Genomic DNA, 16,427 nt, shown 5'->3' with positions numbered 1-16,427 from the left:
GCCCCTCTGCAACCTTGTCGCCGAAATTTCCAGAAACGATCTGGACCCGGGGGTGAGCGGAACGGCACACTCGAACCAGCATCAAGAAGGGACACCATGCCGCTCAGAAGCACCGCAACCGCCCGTCAGGAGCGCCTTGGTGCGGAGCTACGGAAGATGCGCGAGGCAGCCGGCATCACGGCTCGCGACACCGCCCGTCTGCTCGGCACCGACCCGGCCAAGGTCAGTCACATCGAGGCGGGGCGGCTCGGGGTCAGCGAGGAGCGGCTGCGGCGCCTCGCGTCGTTCTACGAATGCGGCGACACCGAACTCATCGACGCCCTGGTCGTGATGGCCAACGGCCTCGGCCGCAAGGGCTGGTGGGAGACCTACCGGGGAGTGGTGCCTGCCGCCCTGCTGGACATCGCCGAGCTGGAATTCCACGCCACCGCGCTGCGCACCATCCAGATCACCCACATCCCGGGGGTCTTCCAGACCGAGGACTACACCCGCACGGTCTTCGGGTACGCCATCCCGCCGCTGCCGCAGGGCGAGTTGGAGGCCAGGGTCGCCCAGCGGATGGAGCGCTCCGGGGTGCTCTACCGCGAGTCGGCCCCGCCGTACGAGGCGCTGATCCACGAGGCGGCGCTGCGGATGCGGTTCGGCGGCGGCAAGGTCGCCCGCGCCCAGCTGGAACACCTGCAGGAGCTGAGCCACCTGCCGCACATAAGCGTCCGGGTCATCCCGTTCGCGGCGGACGGCCACATCGGTTCCGGCCACGCGATGCTGTACACCTGCGGCGCGGTCCGCGCGCTGGACACCGTGCAGATCGACTCCGCGCACGGCGTCACCTTTCTGCACGCGGCCCCGCAGCTGGCCAACTACCGCACGCTGTACGACACCCTCGCCGCGGTCGCGCTGGACGAGTCCCAGTCGCGGGACTTCATCCTCAGCGCCTCCCGGGACCTCTGAGACCGGAAGGCCAGCCGATGACCGCGCCCACGCTGATCTGGCAGAAATCCACGTTCTCGCAGGAGCAGGGGGACTGTGTGGAGCTGGCCGTCACGGCCGGGGGCGCGGTGCTGATCCGGGAGAGCGACGAACCGGGCGTCGTGCTCTCCACCACACCGTCGGCCCTGGCGTGCTTCCTGCAGTCGATCAAACACGGGGCCGCCGCCGTCTAGCACGGGCGGCGGCTCCGGGGGCAACCACTGCGGCTCAGAGCGCGAGGAGCTGATCGGTCAGGTCGCGGTAACGGGTGAGGGCGACGCGCAGTTCCTCGGTGTCGGCGCCCTCCTTGTACCCCGCACGCAGTGCGGTCCTGCGGCTCTCGACGACCTTCGACAGGTGCTTGATCGCTTCCTCCAGCACGTCGTCGGCCTCCCGCACCGCGCGCCGCGGGTCGTCGACGAAGCCGCCTATCGCGTGCTCCATCCGGCGCCCGAGCCGGCCGGGCACGTCGGCGCCGGGAGCCGTCTCCGTGGCGGCGGCGCTGGTACCGGCGGCGGTACCCGTGGTGGTACCGGCAGCGGTACCGGTGGTCGCGGTGGTGTGGCCGGCAGCGGACTTGCCCGCGTCACGGTCGGTGCCGTGGTCCTTGGCGTGATCCTTGCCGTGGTCCTTGGAGTGGTCCTTGCCGGACGTGCCGGCCAGGTCGCGGCCGGTGCCGGAGGTCGTGGTGGCGGCTGACGTGCCGCTCAGGTCACGGCCGGTGGCCCGCTCGGTGGCGGACGTGCCGCTCAGGTCGCGGTCGGTGCCGTAGTCCTTGCCGGCGGACGACGTGTCCAGGTCGCGGTCGGTGCCGCCGCTGGTGGTGGTGCCGGTGGACCCGTCCAGGTCGCGGTCGGCGCTGCTGCTGCTCGTCGACGTGGCCGGCTTGCCCAGGTCACGGTCGGTGCTGCTGCCCGTGCCGGTCGCCGTCCTGCCGGTCTCGCGGTCGGTGCCGCTGCTCGCCGTGGTGGTGGCGGGCTTGCCCGGCTCCCGGTTCGTAGCGGACTCGGTCGCGGACTTGGCCGTGGACTTGGCCGGGTCACGGTCGGTGCCGTAACTCGTCGTGCCGGTGGCGGTCTTGGCCGCCTCACGGTCCGCGTCGCGGTCCGTCGCGGCCGTCGTGGCCGCCGCCTTGCCGGTCTCGCGGTCGGTGCCGCGCTCCGTGCCGGGCTTCTGCGGATCGCGGTCCGCGGACTGGTCCGTGGCGGGCTTGTCCTGCTCGGAAGGTGTCTCCACCGCTGAGTCCCTCACTGTTCTTCCTCCGTCCGTCCACGCCCTGTGAGCGCGGCAGGTCGCTTGCCGAATAGCGGCTTGGATTCGTTCCGCTCCGCCGTCGCGTCCGCGTCCGCGTCCGGGACGTTCTCCGGCTCACGGTCCGCGTCGCCGTCCCGGCGGGTGCTCCCGGCGGCGTGCAGCATGTCGTCGAACATCGCCCGCGCCGAGACCAGCGCCTTGCGCAGGTCCTCGGTACCCTGCTGCCCGTCGCCGGACGTGGCGGCGTGCACCTCGCGGTACCCGTCAACCTGGTGCGGGTGGTGCACGGACAGCGCGTCGACGTGCTCCGGCGAGTCGGCGGCGGGGAAGCCCCGTTCCGCGGCGAGCCGCCCGATCAGCGCGTCGGCGTCACGGACCGCCTCTCCGGGGCTGTCCACGAACTTCGCCTGGACCGAGGCCCATTGCTCCGTGTAGTGGTCCTGCTCCTGCGCGGACAGCGCCCGCGGCTCGATGTCGCCGTAGCGCTTCACGCGCTCGGCGAGCTCGTGCCGGGTGGCACGGGTGTCACCGTCGTGCCGCGCCAGCGTCCGTTCGTACTCGGGCCCGAAGCGTCGTTTGAGACCTGGGCCTCCCTCGCGGCCGCGCTGCATCATCACGGCCGCGACGATCGCGGCCACGATGATGACCGCCGCCACGACAGCGACAATCGCTCCTGTGGACATGTCGTGCCTCCCGTCTGTCCCGGTGTCACCGGTCCAGTCGGTCGGCTTGCCGCCAATGGGCGGCGCAAACCCGTGTGACCGTTATGCGGCCTCCCCGCCCGCGGCCGGCTTCGTACGGGATCGCCTGTTCGGGTGGTCGGTGTCGCCGGCGCACAGTTCGCGGCTCAGCTTCCTGACCAACGCGGCCAGTTCGGCGTGCGCCGCTGGGTCCCAGTCGCCGAGCAGGCCGGCCAGCACGGCGCGCCTGGCCTCGATGAGGCGGTCGGCCAGCGCGCTGCCCGACGCGGTGAGGACCAGCTCGTCGCCGTCGCGTACCGCGTACCGGCCGGCTTCCGCCTCGACCGCGGCCGCCTCGATGAGCAGGGCGGGCACGGTGGTGCGGCGGGCCAGTTCGGCGGGGTCGGCGCGGCCGTCGCGGTCCAGGCGCAGCAGCAGCCAGCTGGTGGCGGGGCGGACGTCGACCCCGGACTCCTGGGTGAGGCGGATGTACAGGTCGCGGCGGGCCTCCCGGCTGCCGAGCAGTGACAGGCAGCGGGCGATCTCGTCGAGCGAGGAGCGGTCGACGGGGTTGACGCCCACCGTCTCGCTGGCGTCCGGCACGGTGACACTGCCCCGCAGCGGCTGCTCCTTGAGCAGCCACGACGTCGCGAAGCCGACCGCCGCCACGGGCACGGCCCACAGGAAGACCGTGGTGATGGACTGGGAGTACGCGTGCAGCACCGGCGCCTTGACGGCGGCGGGCAGCCGGGCGATGGCCGTGGGGTCGGCCTGCGCCTGGCCGGGGTCGAAGCCCGGCGGCAGCGGGACCCCGCGCAGCGCCTTCCCCAGCTTGCTCGAGAGCTGGTTGGTGAAGATCGTGCCGAAGACCGAGACGCCGAAGGACGCCCCGATGGAACGGAAGAAGGTCGTGCCCGAGGTCGCCGTGCCCAGGTCCTCGTAGCCGACCGAGTTCTGCACCGCGAGCACCAACACCTGCATCACCAGGCCGAGTCCGAGGCCGAAGACGAAGAAGTACAGGCTCATCACCCAGATGGCGGTGTGCTCGTCGAGCAGGTGCAGCAACACCAGGCCGACCGAGGTCACGGCGGTGCCGATGATCGGGAAGACCTTGTAGTGCCCGGTCCGGCTGACGATCTGCCCCGAGCCGGTGGACGAGATCAGCAGGCCGACCACCAGCGGGATCATGTGGACGCCGGAGAGTGTCGGCGAGTAGCCGTGCACGACCTGGAGGAAGGTCGGCAGATACGTCAGGGCGCCGAACATCGCGAAGCCGATGATGAAGGAGATCACCGAGCACACCACGAAGGTCCGCTGGGTGAACAGCCGCGGGGGCAGGACCGGCTCCTCGGCCCGGCGCTCGATGAACACGAAGACGGCGACCAGGGCGACCCCGCCCACCGCGAGGGCGATGGTGGCGGGCGAGCCCCACGGCAGGGTGCTGCCGCCGAGCGAGGTGAAGAGCACCAGGCAGGTGGCCGCCGCGGCCACCACGGCCATGCCGAGGTAGTCGATCCGGTGTGACGTGCGGCGCACCGGGATGTGCAGGACAGCGGCGATGACGATGAGCGCGACGGCGCCGATCGGCAGGTTGATGTAGAACACCCATCGCCAGGACAGCTGCTCGGTGAACACCCCGCCGAGCAGCGGCCCGAGCACGCTGGCGGCGCCGAACACCCCGCCGAAGACGCCCTGGTAGCGGCCCCGGTCGCGGGGCGGCACGATGTCGCCGACGATCGCCATGGACAGCGCGATCAACCCCCCGCCGCCCAGGCCCTGGAGGGCGCGGAAGGCGATCAACTCCCCCATGCTCTGGGCGATGCCGCACAGCGCTGAGCCGATCAGGAAGATCACGATGACGGTCTGGAACAGCCGTTTCCGGCCGTACATGTCGCCGAGCTTCCCCCACAGCGGGGTGGCGGCGGTCGACGCGAGGAGGTAGGCGGTGACCACCCAGGACAGGTGGTCGATACCGCCGAGTTCGCTGACGATGGTCGGCAGCGCGGTCGACACGATGGTCTGGTCGAGGGCGGCCAGCAGCAACCCGAGGGCGAGGGCACCGATCGCGATCCGCACCTGGCGCCGGTCCTGGTCCGCGCCCGGCGCCACGGCGGTGCTGGTGTCCTGCGCCATGAAACGGCTCCTCGCGTCGCCCCCCGACGGTCGGACTCTCATATTGACACCGTTTGTATGGTTGTGACCTGCGGGAGTGCGCCAGCGGGGAGGGGACCGGGTATGCGGCGGCAAGGGGTATCGGCATAATCACTGACACGTCTTTGCGAACGCGCGAACGACGCGGGAGGGGAACCCAGTGGCGCCGCAACAGCCGGACCTGACGGTAGGGCCGTACGAGCCTGACGATACCGATGTGACCGGTGTGACCAGCGAGTACGCCGAGGTCACGGGGGCTGACGACGAGGGCGGCGGCGAGGTCAGGGCCGCGGAGCGGTCCGCCGAGCGGGCCGCCGCGCTCGCGGTGACCGAGGGCTTCCACCCGCTGCGGGTACGCCCCTACGTCGGCGACCCGGACGACACGTTCGGCGGCGGTACGACCGTACGGCCGCTGCTCGACGTGCGGCGCGGCGGCGACGGCCCCGACACCCAGGACCTCGGGCTGTTCCCCGCGGCATATGCCGCGATGGCCGCCGCCAAGGAGTACCCGGCGGACGACGGGGCCCGCGAGGTGGCCGCCGCCGTGGCGGCCGCGCACGGCCGCCACCGCCGGCGGCGGCGCGGCATCGTGGTCGCCGCCGCGGCCGTGGCCGCCTCCGCGCTGGCCGCGGGCGCGGTGGCCGTCACCGGCTCGGTGATGGGCGAGGAGCAGGGCGGCACCGACCGGGCGCTGCCCGAGCCCGCCTCGGCCGCGCCCGACGTCACGCTGCCGGCGGACGCGGCACCGGGCGCCGTGACCGAGCCGGTGAAGGTGACACCGCACCATCCGATGCGGGCCACGACGACGCCGGCGCCGAAGGTGGCGACGTCGTCGCCGCCCACATCGGCGGCGCCATCCACGACGGCCTCGGCGTCGGCCCCGGCCGCCACCGCCACCACGACGGCGCCGCCGCCCTCGTCGTCGTCCCCGAGCCCCCCGCCGTCGGGGACGCCGTCCACGCCGGACGTCCTGCAGCTCGGGGCAAGCGGGCCCGAGGTCACCGACCTCCAGCAGCGGCTCACCGCGGTGTGGGTCTACCACGGGCCCATGGACGGCCACTACGACTCGGGCGTCGAGCACTCGGTGGCGATGTTCCAGGTCTGGTACGGCGTCCACGGTGACCCTTCGGGCGTCTACGGCCCAGCCACCCGCGCGGCCCTCCTCCACGCGACCCCTTCCGACCACACCCACCACCACTGAGCCGGTTCCTCTCTGCGACCCCCTGCCACTTGCGGCGGCCCGCCGCCTTCTCACCGGTGGGGGCTGAGCGCGCAGTTCCCCGCGCCCCCAGGTGATTGCCACTTGCGGTGGCGTTCGCACCTTTCCCACCATCTCGGCTGGTCGCGCAGTTCCCCGCGCCCCTGCAAAAAACGCTCACCCTCCGCGCAGAGGGCAAGCCCCCAAGGGGCGCGAGGAACTGCGCGCGCAACCACAGCGGCGGTGAAGGCGATCTGCCACCGCAAGGGGCAGCCCCCCAGGGGCGCGGGGAACGGCGCGACCAGCCACGACCGGCGAGAAGGCTGCGGGCCACCGCAAGTGGCACTGGCCCACGAAAGAAAACTAGGCTCGGCGGAGTGCCGCACTTCGGACTTCCCCAGTTCCAGCTGGTCCTGCTGCGCAGGATGGCCGACCATCACCCCGACCTCGTGGACGACGCGCTCCGCGCGCTGGCGGCGTCGCACGCCGACTTGCGGGAGGCGCACCGCGGCTGGCAGGCGCGGCTGCGGAGCCGGACGTATCCGGGCGGCGAGCGGGGCTACCGGCTGGCGCTCGGGCCGCCCGTGGCCGAGGTCGAGCGGGAGGTCGGGGACCTGTCGTGCCGCGCGCTCCAGTGGCCGATGCCGCTGTGGCCCGACCTGCGGTTCGAGGTGCTTGTCGCCCCCGGCGGCACCGCGGTGTGGAACGAGTGGCTGGTCCGCGCCCCCGGCGCCCCGCCGCCGCGGCTGGAGCGCGTCGAGGACCTGACGCCCTGGTCGTGCGTCGTGGACGACGTGGCTCGCGCCTTCCCGCCCGCCGCCCCGCTGCCCGCGGACGCGCCGAGCCGTGCCCGGCTCGCGGTCACCGCGCCCGGCACCGGTCAGCGGGTGGTGGCCCACTTCACCTGGGGCCTGCTGCAGTTCGTCGTGATGCCCTGACGTCAGGGGTGGCGCACCGCCCCCCTGTTTTGTATATTCGAGGAACAAAGTGGCTCCGCCCGTTCGCCCTGACCGGCGGGCGGAGCCACGGAGTAGACCCGAAGGCAGTCCGAGGAGCCCCATGCCGTCCGTGTTCACCGCCCGCGCCCTGCTGCTCGACATGGACGGGACGCTGGTCGACTCCGACGCGGTGGTGGAGCGCTGCTGGACCCGGTGGGCGGTCGGCAAGGGCCTCGACCCCGCCGCCGTGCTCGCGGTGGTGCACGGCAGGCAGGGCCACGCGACGATGGCCGCACTGCTCCCGCACCGCCCGACGGAGGAGAACTACGCCGAGAACTCGGTGGTCCTCGCCGAGGAGACCGCCGACCTCGACGGCATCGTCCCGGTCCCCGGCGCCCCCGCCTTCCTGGCCTCGCTGGCCGGCCTGCCGCACGCCCTGGTGACCTCGGCGGGCGTGGAGCTCGCGACGGCCAGGATGGGCGCCGCCGGGCTGCCGCTGCCGCCGGTCATGGTGACCGCCGAGCGGGTGGGCGCCAGCAAGCCGGATCCCGAGGGCTTCCTCAAGGGCGCCGCGGAGTTGGGCTTCACGCCCGCTGAGTGCCTGGTCTTCGAGGACGCCGAGGTCGGCATCGCGGCGGCCCGCGCCGCCGGGATGCGGGTGGTCGGCGTCGGACCGCGCGCCGTCGCCCACGCGCCGTCGGCCCATGCCGCGTCCCTGGAGGACGTACGGGTGACGGCCGCGGACGGCGTGTTCACCGTCACCGTGGGCCGGGACTGAGCCCGAGGGCCCAGTCCCCGCCGCGGCGTGCGGCCCGAACTCAGCCGGCCGCCGCCTCGTAGAGACTGAAGCCGGCCAGCACCACCATCACCCCTGCGGCGATCTTCGTGATCAGTGACAGCGGCACCCGCTTCATCAGCATCCGGCCGCCGAAGATCCCGAGGCCGCCGACCGCCCACAGGCCGAGCGTGGCTCCTATCCCGACGGAGACCGGATTGTCGTAGCGGGCGGCGAGGTTGGCGGTCATGATCTGGGTGAGGTCGCCGAACTCGGCGACCAGGATGAGCATGAAGCCCGTACCGGCGACCTTCCAGAAGCTCTGGTCGGCGGGCGGTTTGACGGTCTCCTCGTCGTCCCCCTTGGACAGCAGCAGCATCGCCGCACCGCCGAGGAAGAGCAGCCCGACCACGCCCTGCACCCACCGGTGCGGCAGCAGCGTCAGCAGGCTGCCGGCGGCGATGGCGAGGCCGACATGGACCAGGAAGGCCGCCGCGACGCCGGTGAAGACGTACGAGGCGCGGTAGCGGGTGCCGAGCATGAGACCGGCGAGCGCGGTCTTGTCGGGGAGTTCGGCCAGGAAGATCACGCCGAAGACGACGGCGATGACGGTGAGGCTGAGCACGGTCGGATTCCTCGATCGGTAGGGGGCTGCCCTGCCGCGAGAGACCTGCTGGAGAAGTGGGGTCGCTTCGGCACGGCAGCGTCGGAACACTGCGGCCGAAGGTCTCGCTGGCCGCGTCACGTTTCCGCATCGCTGCCTCCGGGCGCCGGCCCCGGTCCCTCGCCGCACCTCGCGGCGCCGCGTGCGAACCCGGGCAGTATGTCGACGGTCCGGCGAAGAGCTACTCCCCTTCTGCTGCCGAACAGTGTACGGGACGCCGGACCTGGGCAGTTTTCAGCAACGGCGTTTTCCGGCAGCCATGGGCCGGAACGGCGCCGGCGCGGCATTGCCGCGGCACGGGGCACCATCCCGAGGAACGAAGCGCTCTTCCGGTGAGTATTCCTGTCGTGACAAGGTCGTGATTGTCTCGTACGTCACGCACCCTGACCGGTGCCGTCGGCCCGTGCTGGCGTACGCTGTACGGCTGACGGTGGTTGAAGATCCGCTCCCGTCGACGAGAGACCGGCACTGACAGCTCCGCCAGGCCTTGACCAGCGCAACTGGTACGGACACGGCACGGATCAAGCACCGCCAGCTATCGGAAACTCTTCTTGCGGCACTGCAGGACCCGACAGGACCGGTATACGGCGCGTAGGACTGGCGAAGGACGAGGAGGCGCGGTGCTGCAAGGCCTGGGCTCTCTTTTCGAGTGGCCGTGGATCTACCTGCTCGTGGCACTCTCCGTCCTGCTCGACGTCTTCGTGCCGGTGCTGCCCAGCGGTGTGCTGGTGGTCAGCGCGGCGACCGCCGGGTCGTCGGGCACCAGTGACGGCATACTCGACGTCCTCGCCCTGCTGGGCTGCGCCGCCGTGGCGTCCTGCCTCGGCGATCTGATCGCCTACCGGCTGGCCTTCCGCGGCGGTGACTGGTTCGACCGCCGGATGGCGTCCTCGACCCGGCTGGCGGCGGCGCACGACCGGCTGGACCAGGTGCTGGCGAGCGGCGGCGGCGCCCTGGTGGTGCTCGCCCGTTTCGCGCCGGCGGGCCGCAGCGTGGTCAGCCTCGGCGCGGGTACGGCCCGCCGCCGCCCCGGCGAGTTCCTGCCGTGGTCCGCGCTGGCCGGCGTCTGCTGGGCCACCTACAGCGTGGGCCTGGGATGGGTCGGCGGCGAGTGGCTGGGCGCCAGTTGGCTCGGCACGCTGATGTCCTTCGTCGCGCTGCTCGGCGCGGGCGCCTTCGCCGCCTACGTCTTCCGCCGCGAGCGCCGTACGGCGATCGCCGCAGCCTACGCGGCGGTGCCGTTGACGATCCCGCCGCAGGGCACTGCGGGCCCGGACCGCAGTTCGGTCGTCGAAGCGCTCTGACCCGGAGCGCGGGGCCGGCCTCCGCGCCGCCCGCCGACGGGGAGTTGTCCGTCGCACTCCCCCACCGACGTCAAAAGTATTCTCACTCGATACGGCAATAGGCAGCACGCAGCGTCACGGAAAGAATACTCCCGTATCACCCCCATACGGGAAGGACATGCACATGTCGGTTGATGCGGGCCAGGACACCGCAGTCGGCAATTCGCAGGAAGACCCGCGTACGAGCCTCGACACGGCCGCCGCGCGGAATCTGGCCACGACAACCAAGTCCGCGCCCCAGATGCAGGGCATCTCCTCCAGGTGGCTGCTGAAGGTACTGCCCTGGGTGCAGGTCAACGCGGGCACGTACCGGGTCAACCGGCGGCTGAGTTACGCCGTCGGGGACGGGCGGGTGACGTTCGTCAAGACCGGGTCGCAGGTCCGGGTCATCCCGCAGGAGCTGGGGGAGATCGCCGCCCTGCGCTCCTTCGACGACACCGATGCACTGTCCGCGCTCGCGGACCGCTTCGTGCAGCGGGAGTTCGGCCCCGGTGAGGTGCTCGCCGAGGCGGGACAGCGGGCCGACACGGTCTTCCTGATCGCCCACGGCAAGGTGGAGAAGCTCGGTGAGGGGTCGTACGGCGAGCAGAACCGTCTCGGCACCCTGGCGGACGGCGACCACTTCGGCGAGCAGGCGCTGATCACCGGTGACGGCGAATGGCCTTTCACCGCCCGCGCCGTCGCGGCCACCACCGTGCTCGCACTGCCCCGGGAGGCCCTGGAGCAGCTGCTCGGCCAGGCCGCGCCGCTGCGCGAGCATCTGGACGCCGTCCGCACGATCCCGCACCAGCGGGCGAACAAGCGCGGCGAGGCGAACATCGAACTCGCCTCCGGGCACAAGGGCGAGGCCCAACTGCCCGCCACCTATGTGGACTACGAGGTCAGGCCCCGCGAATACGAACTGAGCGTCGCCCAGACCGTGCTGCGCGTGCACAGCCGGGTCGCCGACCTCTACAACGAGCCGATGAACCAGACCGAGCAGCAGCTCAAGCTCACCGTCGAGGCGTTGCGGGAGCGCCAGGAGCACGAGCTGATCAACAACCCGGAGTTCGGGCTGCTCAACAACGCGGAGTACGAGCAGCGCATCCAGCCGCACGCCGGCCCGCCGCTGCCCGACGACCTGGACGAGCTGATCAGCCGGCGCCGCGGCACCCGCTTCCTGCTGGCCAACCCCAGGACCATCGCGGCCATCGCCCGGGAGTGGACCCGGGCGGGCATCTACCCCGACCCGGTGGAGTGCCTGGGCTCCACGGTGCCCGCCTGGCGCGGCATCCCGATCCTCAGCTGCAACAAGATCCCGGTCAGCGAGGCCCGCACCAGCTCGATCATCGCGATCCGTACCGGCGAGGACAACCAGGGCGTGATCGGCCTCAACCAGACCGGCCTGCCCGACGAGTACGAACCCGGCCTGAACGTGCGCTTCATGGGCGTCGACGAGAAGGCCATCATCAGCTACCTGGTCAGTACGTACTTCTCGGCGGCCGTCCTGGTGCCCGACGCGCTGGGCGTGCTGGAGAACGTGAACGTGTCCAACTGGCGCTGAGCACGGCCTGAAAGGGGTGTGGCCCCGCCGCCCGGACCTGACCGGGCGGCGGGGCCACACTTCTGCGTGCGGGCGGTGCCCGCCGGCTCAGAACAGCTGGCGGAAGACGTCCGCGGAGACGGCCAGACCGCTGCCGAACGGCGCGTCCAGGTCCCAGATCAGGAACAGCAGGAAGGCGATGAGCGCGCTGAACACGCCGGCCAGCAGCAGCTCCTTCGGCGACCTCCTGATCTGCAGCGTGAAGATCAGCCCGACCGTCACCAGCGCGCCGGTGACCAGCCCGAACCACACCACCCCCGGCATCGTCGCGCCCGCGCTCTGGCCGCGCGAGGCCCGTGCGGTGTCGGCGGCGGCGACCTCGTCCACCACCGGCTGGTAGGCCTGCGCCGCCAGATCGCTCTTCGGGTCGAACCGGGTGACGTCGGTGCGCACCTGGTTGAGCAACTGCGTCCCCTGCGGCGAGAGTTTGCCGTGGTCGCGCATGAAGGACCATTCCTTGTCGGCGACGAAGGCGGCGTAGGCGTCGACGTCGGCGCGGATCTTGTCCCTGACGGCGGGCGGATAGACCTGCACCCGGGCCTTGACCTCGTGCAGCGCCTGCGCCTCGGCCAGCACGTCGGCCTGCGCCGCCCCCCGGCCCTCCCACACTCCGGCGATCGCCAGGCCCAGCACGATCGCGTAGATCACCCCGATCATCATGACCATGTACTCGATGACGTCCGGCGTCTGGCTCGGGTCGTCGTCCTCGGCGATCCTGCGCTGCCTGAGGACGACCACGCTGACGACGACCGCGGTGACCGCAGCCATCGCGATCAGCAGTACCACCCATTGCGACATCTGAACTCCCCCTCGCGTCCTACCGGTTGTTCCTGCGATACGCCCCGGAGCCGGGCTTGAGCACGGCGGCCGCCAGCAGTCCTGGCACCGTGGTGAGCAGCAGCGTGGTCGTGAGCTTCCGCCGGTGCGGCGCGGGTGCCGCGGCCGGCCTGACCACCTGCCGCGGCCAGTGCACGACGGCGGGCGGCGCGGGTTTCGGCGTGGGCTTCTGCACCGGTACGGGTTTCGGCTTCGGTGCGGGTGTGTGCACCGGCTGGGGTGCTGGCTTCGGTACGGCTCTCACCACCGGTTTCGGCTTGGGTACGGGTTTGGGCGCGGGTTTGGGTGCCGGTTTCGGCGCGGGCCTGGGCGCCGGCTTCGGCGGCGGCACGGGGGTGGGTGTCGGCGCCGGCTTGGGCGGCGGCGCGGGCTTGTGGCAGTGCAGCGGCTTCGGCCACTTCCAGTGCGGATGCCAGTGCCCGCACCAGTAGGCAGGCCGCGGCAGCCGCGGCCGGTGCGGCAGCCAGGGATGGTGCGGGTGCGGCGGGTCGGGATGGTGGACCGCCGGCGGCTCGGGATGGTGCGGCGGCTTCGGCTCGTGGGAATGCGGCGGCTTCGGACGGTGCGCCGGCCGCGGCAACTGGTGATCGACGGACACGGGTACCCGCACATGGACGGGCCCGGGCAACACGGGCAGGCGTACGGACACGGCTACGGGCAGGCGTACCGGCACGGGCGGGTGCGGGTGGGCCGGGGCGGCCGCGGCCGCCCCGCACAGCCCCCACGACCCCACGGCCGCCGTCACCACGGCAAGTGCCGCCCACGCGCGTACGCGCTTCCCCCTCGGAGTGCTCACGCGTTCATCGTCAGCACCCCGGCAGTCGCCGTGACCGCATATGTCCGCCGTTCCCCGGAAGGAGTAATAGGCACGGCAAACAATCGATCATATGTGCGACTCGGCACCGGGGAGTCCCGGCCGGAGCCGCGGGACGGGGAGGGAGGGTGGGCGTGGACGGTTTCGAACCGCCGACATCCGCCTTGTAAGGGCGGCGCTCTACCACTGAGCTACACGCCCCGGAGACTGCGACGTCACAGGTTACCCCGCCGCGGGGGCCGGTGGGCAAGCGCCTCCGCCGACGCGTACGGGGAGCGTGCGCGGGGCGGACCGGGCCGTGTGTTCGGGGCGGTCGGGTGGGAGTATGGAGCGGACGGGGTGGGCGGCGAGCGCGGGGAGAGAGAGTCACTGTGACGACGGCACGTTCGTGGTGGCGGCGCGGCGACAATCTGCGTGCGGAGGCTCAGGCCGCGAAGGACGCCGCCGCACAGGCCTTCTACGAGCTGGACACCGCCCAGCGCGAGCTGGAGATCTCCATCGAGACGATCTCGGCGGTCGAGCAGTCCCCGGAGGCGAGCAGGGCGCTGTCCGGCTTCCGGTCCCTCGGCGAGCGGATCGACCAGGTCAGCGCGGCCTATATCGCCACCGTCGACGCCCACGACCTGGACCGGGACGAGCTGGACCACGCGTCCGCCGCCCGGGCGGTCAGCGAGCTGACCCGCGCCAAGGACGACCTGGTCAACGCCAGGACCGAACTGGAGCGCTACCAGTCGACGATGACGCCGCTGCTGAACCGCGCGGAGACCCAGCTGGCCCGGCTCGCCCCGGCCCGGGAGCGGGCCAAGCAGTCGCTGCTCGCGGCCAGCAACGCGCTGGACGCGGTGCGCGCCGCCGGGATCACCGCCGACGACCTCGCGTCCCGGCTGGCGGCGCTGGCGCCCGAGCTGACCAAGCTGAACGAGGGCCCCGCCAAGCACGGTGTGAAGGAGACGGTGCAGCGCGCCGACGACGTCCGCCGCAAGGCCGACGCGGTACGGGCCGAGGCCGAGCGGCTGCCCGAGCAGGCCAGGGAGATCGACAAGCGGCTGGTGTCGCTGCGTACGCGGGTGCAGGCGCTCGGCACCCGGGCGGAGGGCGTCGCGCCGGTGCTCAGCGAGCTGCGGCGGCGCTTCTCGCTCGCCTGCTGGGAGGACCTCCAGCAGGTGCCCGAGCAGGCCGCGCAGGCGGTGCGGCAGGCGGAGACGGCGCTGGCCGAGGCACGCAGGGCGCGGGACGGGCAGCAGTGGGCGCAGGCCACCGCGAAGCTCGCGTCGGTGCGCGCGCTGATGGACGACGTGGACGGCGCGGTGGGCGCCGCGGGCGACCGGCTGCGCCGGCTCAACGAGGTCAGCAAGGACCCGAAAGCCGAGGTCGAGCGGACCCGCTTCGTGATCAGGGACGCCCAGCGGCTGGCGATGCAGGGCCGTACGACCCCGGAACCGCGGCACGCCAGGCCGCTCGACGAGGCGGTGGCCCGGCTGGACCGTGCGCTGGCCGCCCTGGAGGGCCGGCACCCGGACTACTGGGCGTTCCTCACCGAGACGGCCGCCGTCCGGGAGACGGCGAACCGCGTGGTGTCCAACATCAGGGAGGACCGGGCGGCAGGCCGCGCCTGACGCCCCCGCTCCCGCGTGCGGTCAGCCGCAGCCGCAGGCGCCGCCGCAGCAGCCGCCCCCGCCGCCCGCGGGGGCCGGCGCCGGACCGGCGGAGCCGGCGGTCGAGGCGGTGCCGCCCACCGACACGGTGGAGAGCAGCTTCACCGTGTCGCCGTGGCCCTGCGGGCAGGGCGCGGGGGCGCTGGACTGCGACATCGGCCGGCGCATTTCGAACGTGGAGCCACAGGTCTTGCAGCGGTACTCGTAACGAGGCATGGCCTCAGCGTAGCGGGCGCCCCCCGCCTGGTGCCGCGCTGCTGCCCTGGCGACCCGCACCTATCCTGAAGGCTACGGCGTCCTCGACGAGTCCAGCCCCCGAAGGAGGCGCCCATGCGACTCGACGACAAACAGCCCGCAGACCACCGGCTCAGCCAGGTCTACCGGTACGGGGCGGGAGCGATGGGCGTGCTCCTGTTCGTCTTCGGGATCCTCGGCCTGCTGAACGACGTGTCGTACCTCTCGGAGGCCGGCAAGCGCATCGCCGGGCTCAACTCCAACGGCGCCCTCAGCACGATCTCCATCGTGATCGGCGCGCTGCTCTTCGGCGGGGCGATCATCGGCGGCCACATCGCCTCCACGCTGAACATCTGCCTCGGTGTCGCCTTCCTGCTGAGCGGTTTCGTGAACCTGGCCCTGCTGGACACCGACAGCAATCTGCTGGCGTTCAAGATGTCGAACGTGCTGTTCAGCTTCGGCGTGGGGTGCCTGCTGCTGTTCTTCGGGCTGTACGGGCGGGTCACCGGCGGGTTGCCGCACGACAACCCGTACTGGAAGCGCCGCCATCCCGAGGAGGTCACCCGTGAACGCCAGGCCAGGCAGCACGCGGCGGTGGCCGCCAGACGGCCACCGCCCCGCCGCCGGCAGCCCCAGCACTGACGTGGCTCAGGGGAGTCTGCGGGCCAGGGTGAGGCCGTCGGCCACGGTGAGCAGCACGTCGTCCACCCGGCCGTCGGCCCGCACGTGGTCGTTGAACGCGCGGACGGCGGCGCCGCCGCCGCGGGCCGCGGGATCGGCGACGTCGCCGTGGTAGAGGGTGTTGTCGACCACCAGCAGGCCGCCGGGGTTCATCCGCGGCACCAGTTCCTCCCAGTAGTCGATGTACGACTCCTTGTCGGCGTCGAGGAAGACCAGGTCGATCCAGCTGCCGCCGGGCAGCGCCCGCAGCGTCTCGATCGCCGGGGCGAGCCGCAGGTCGATCCGGTCGGCGACGCCCGCCTTCGCCCAGGCCTCGCGGCCCACCGCGGTCCACTCCTCGGAGACGTCACAGGCGATCAACTGCCCGCCGGCGGGCAGCGCCTGCGCCATCGACAGCGTCGAGAAGCCGGTGAAGGTGCCCACCTCCACGATCTGCCGGGCGCCGGTCAGCCGGACCAGGAAGGCCAGCAGCGGGCCCTGTTCCTCGGCGGTCTGCATGCCGGCCGCGTGGGCGAGGCGGCGGTGCGTGGTGTCGACCAGTTCGCGCTGGACGGGGTCAAGCGGCGGGTTGTGGTCGAGGACGTATCCGTACAGCTCGGGCGTGAGCTGCGGGTTCTTCGTTTCGTACAAGGGTCTGCTCCGATGTGTGGCG

General features: G+C 72.2%; 17 protein-coding genes and 1 tRNA gene. 9 read left to right on the top strand and 9 right to left on the bottom strand.

Going from position 1 to position 16,427, the window contains the following annotated elements; translation table 11 throughout:
* Positions 1-96 precede the first annotated feature (96 nt).
* Positions 97-951 (top strand): helix-turn-helix domain-containing protein, encoded by an 855-nt coding sequence (locus tag OG702_RS25850; RefSeq protein ID WP_327291327.1) that lies wholly within the window; start codon positions 97-99, stop codon positions 949-951.
* A 17-nt stretch (positions 952-968) separates the two neighbouring features.
* Positions 969-1,163 carry a DUF397 domain-containing protein gene (locus tag OG702_RS25845; protein ID WP_327291326.1) on the top strand — a complete coding sequence of 65 codons (195 nt, stop codon included), beginning with the start codon at positions 969-971 and terminating at the stop codon, positions 1,161-1,163.
* A gap of 34 nt (positions 1,164-1,197) precedes the next feature.
* Here the strand turns inward: OG702_RS25845 and OG702_RS25840 are convergent, their stop codons facing one another.
* From OG702_RS25840 to OG702_RS25830, 3 genes are all read right to left on the bottom strand, one after another.
* Complete coding sequence (locus OG702_RS25840) at positions 1,198-2,205, bottom strand: hypothetical protein (protein WP_327291325.1); 1,008 nt, start codon at positions 2,203-2,205, stop codon at positions 1,198-1,200.
* Positions 2,206-2,216: 11 nt separating this feature from the next.
* A complete protein-coding gene (locus OG702_RS25835; protein ID WP_327291324.1) occupies positions 2,217-2,906 on the bottom strand; it encodes a hypothetical protein in 690 nt (229 codons plus the stop codon).
* Positions 2,907-2,987: 81 nt separating this feature from the next.
* The gene (locus OG702_RS25830; RefSeq protein ID WP_327291323.1) at positions 2,988-5,150 is read right to left on the bottom strand and encodes an MDR family MFS transporter; all 2,163 of its coding nucleotides are present in this window, start codon (positions 5,148-5,150) and stop codon (positions 2,988-2,990) included.
* Between the two features lie 121 nt (positions 5,151-5,271).
* Between OG702_RS25830 and OG702_RS25825 the strand changes: the two genes are divergently transcribed.
* The 3 genes from OG702_RS25825 to OG702_RS25815 all read left to right on the top strand — a co-directional run bounded on the left by OG702_RS25825 (position 5,272) and on the right by OG702_RS25815 (position 7,968).
* The gene (locus tag OG702_RS25825) at positions 5,272-6,255 is read left to right on the top strand and encodes a peptidoglycan-binding domain-containing protein (RefSeq protein WP_327291322.1); all 984 of its coding nucleotides are present in this window, start codon (positions 5,272-5,274) and stop codon (positions 6,253-6,255) included.
* Between the two features lie 422 nt (positions 6,256-6,677).
* Positions 6,678-7,190: a hypothetical protein gene (locus tag OG702_RS25820; protein WP_327293372.1), complete on the top strand. Its 513-nt coding sequence runs from the start codon at positions 6,678-6,680 to the stop codon at positions 7,188-7,190.
* A gap of 121 nt (positions 7,191-7,311) precedes the next feature.
* Positions 7,312-7,968 carry an HAD-IA family hydrolase gene (locus tag OG702_RS25815; protein WP_327291321.1) on the top strand — a complete coding sequence of 219 codons (657 nt, stop codon included), beginning with the start codon at positions 7,312-7,314 and terminating at the stop codon, positions 7,966-7,968.
* A 40-nt stretch (positions 7,969-8,008) separates the two neighbouring features.
* Here the strand turns inward: OG702_RS25815 and OG702_RS25810 are convergent, their stop codons facing one another.
* Positions 8,009-8,590 (bottom strand): TMEM165/GDT1 family protein, encoded by a 582-nt coding sequence (locus OG702_RS25810; protein ID WP_327291320.1) that lies wholly within the window; start codon positions 8,588-8,590, stop codon positions 8,009-8,011.
* Between the two features lie 659 nt (positions 8,591-9,249).
* Here OG702_RS25810 and OG702_RS25805 point away from each other — a divergent pair.
* Positions 9,250-9,933: a DedA family protein gene (locus OG702_RS25805; RefSeq protein ID WP_327291319.1), complete on the top strand. Its 684-nt coding sequence runs from the start codon at positions 9,250-9,252 to the stop codon at positions 9,931-9,933.
* 163 nt (positions 9,934-10,096) lie between these two features.
* The gene (locus OG702_RS25800) at positions 10,097-11,515 is read left to right on the top strand and encodes a family 2B encapsulin nanocompartment shell protein (RefSeq protein WP_327291318.1); all 1,419 of its coding nucleotides are present in this window, start codon (positions 10,097-10,099) and stop codon (positions 11,513-11,515) included.
* Positions 11,516-11,602: 87 nt separating this feature from the next.
* On the opposite strand, the gene OG702_RS25795 is transcribed toward OG702_RS25800, so the two are convergent.
* The 3 genes from OG702_RS25795 to OG702_RS25785 form a co-directional block, all read right to left on the bottom strand.
* Positions 11,603-12,352 carry a bestrophin-like domain gene (locus OG702_RS25795; protein ID WP_327291317.1) on the bottom strand — a complete coding sequence of 250 codons (750 nt, stop codon included), beginning with the start codon at positions 12,350-12,352 and terminating at the stop codon, positions 11,603-11,605.
* 19 nt (positions 12,353-12,371) lie between these two features.
* A complete protein-coding gene (locus tag OG702_RS25790) occupies positions 12,372-12,566 on the bottom strand; it encodes a hypothetical protein (protein WP_327291316.1) in 195 nt (64 codons plus the stop codon).
* 768 nt (positions 12,567-13,334) lie between these two features.
* Positions 13,335-13,406: transfer RNA gene (locus OG702_RS25785), tRNA-Val, on the bottom strand.
* A gap of 170 nt (positions 13,407-13,576) precedes the next feature.
* On the opposite strand from OG702_RS25785, the gene OG702_RS25780 reads away from it, so the two are divergent.
* Entirely contained in the window at positions 13,577-14,821 is a 1,245-nt protein-coding gene (locus tag OG702_RS25780; RefSeq protein ID WP_327291315.1) for a hypothetical protein, read from the top strand.
* A 21-nt stretch (positions 14,822-14,842) separates the two neighbouring features.
* Here OG702_RS25780 and OG702_RS25775 read toward each other — a convergent pair whose 3' ends face one another.
* Positions 14,843-15,076 carry an FmdB family zinc ribbon protein gene (locus OG702_RS25775; protein ID WP_327291314.1) on the bottom strand — a complete coding sequence of 78 codons (234 nt, stop codon included), beginning with the start codon at positions 15,074-15,076 and terminating at the stop codon, positions 14,843-14,845.
* 114 nt (positions 15,077-15,190) lie between these two features.
* Between OG702_RS25775 and OG702_RS25770 the strand changes: the two genes are divergently transcribed.
* Entirely contained in the window at positions 15,191-15,736 is a 546-nt protein-coding gene (locus OG702_RS25770; RefSeq protein ID WP_327291313.1) for a DUF4383 domain-containing protein, read from the top strand.
* A 6-nt stretch (positions 15,737-15,742) separates the two neighbouring features.
* On the opposite strand, the gene OG702_RS25765 is transcribed toward OG702_RS25770, so the two are convergent.
* The gene (locus OG702_RS25765; protein ID WP_327291312.1) at positions 15,743-16,405 is read right to left on the bottom strand and encodes an O-methyltransferase; all 663 of its coding nucleotides are present in this window, start codon (positions 16,403-16,405) and stop codon (positions 15,743-15,745) included.
* Positions 16,406-16,427 lie beyond the last annotated feature (22 nt).

It is taken from the genome of Streptomyces sp. NBC_01198 (assembly GCF_036010485.1).
Lineage (GTDB): Bacteria > Actinomycetota > Actinomycetes > Streptomycetales > Streptomycetaceae > Actinacidiphila.
This window is presented reverse-complemented; position numbering and strand designations above follow the sequence as displayed.

What these genes read in the sequence shown, in the direction of transcription:
- OG702_RS25850 (WP_327291327.1), top strand. Translation starts at nt 97, where the DNA reads ATGCCGCTCAGAAGCACCGCAACCGCCCGTCAGGAGCGCCTTGGTGCG.
- OG702_RS25845 (WP_327291326.1), top strand. Translation starts at nt 969, where the DNA reads ATGACCGCGCCCACGCTGATCTGGCAGAAATCCACGTTCTCGCAGGAG.
- OG702_RS25835 (WP_327291324.1), bottom strand. Translation starts at nt 2,906, where the DNA reads ATGTCCACAGGAGCGATTGTCGCTGTCGTGGCGGCGGTCATCATCGTG.
- OG702_RS25820 (WP_327293372.1), top strand. Translation starts at nt 6,678, where the DNA reads ATGGCCGACCATCACCCCGACCTCGTGGACGACGCGCTCCGCGCGCTG.
- OG702_RS25815 (WP_327291321.1), top strand. Translation starts at nt 7,312, where the DNA reads ATGCCGTCCGTGTTCACCGCCCGCGCCCTGCTGCTCGACATGGACGGG.
- OG702_RS25800 (WP_327291318.1), top strand. Translation starts at nt 10,097, where the DNA reads ATGTCGGTTGATGCGGGCCAGGACACCGCAGTCGGCAATTCGCAGGAA.
- OG702_RS25795 (WP_327291317.1), bottom strand. Translation starts at nt 12,352, where the DNA reads ATGTCGCAATGGGTGGTACTGCTGATCGCGATGGCTGCGGTCACCGCG.
- OG702_RS25775 (WP_327291314.1), bottom strand. Translation starts at nt 15,076, where the DNA reads ATGCCTCGTTACGAGTACCGCTGCAAGACCTGTGGCTCCACGTTCGAA.
- OG702_RS25770 (WP_327291313.1), top strand. Translation starts at nt 15,191, where the DNA reads ATGCGACTCGACGACAAACAGCCCGCAGACCACCGGCTCAGCCAGGTC.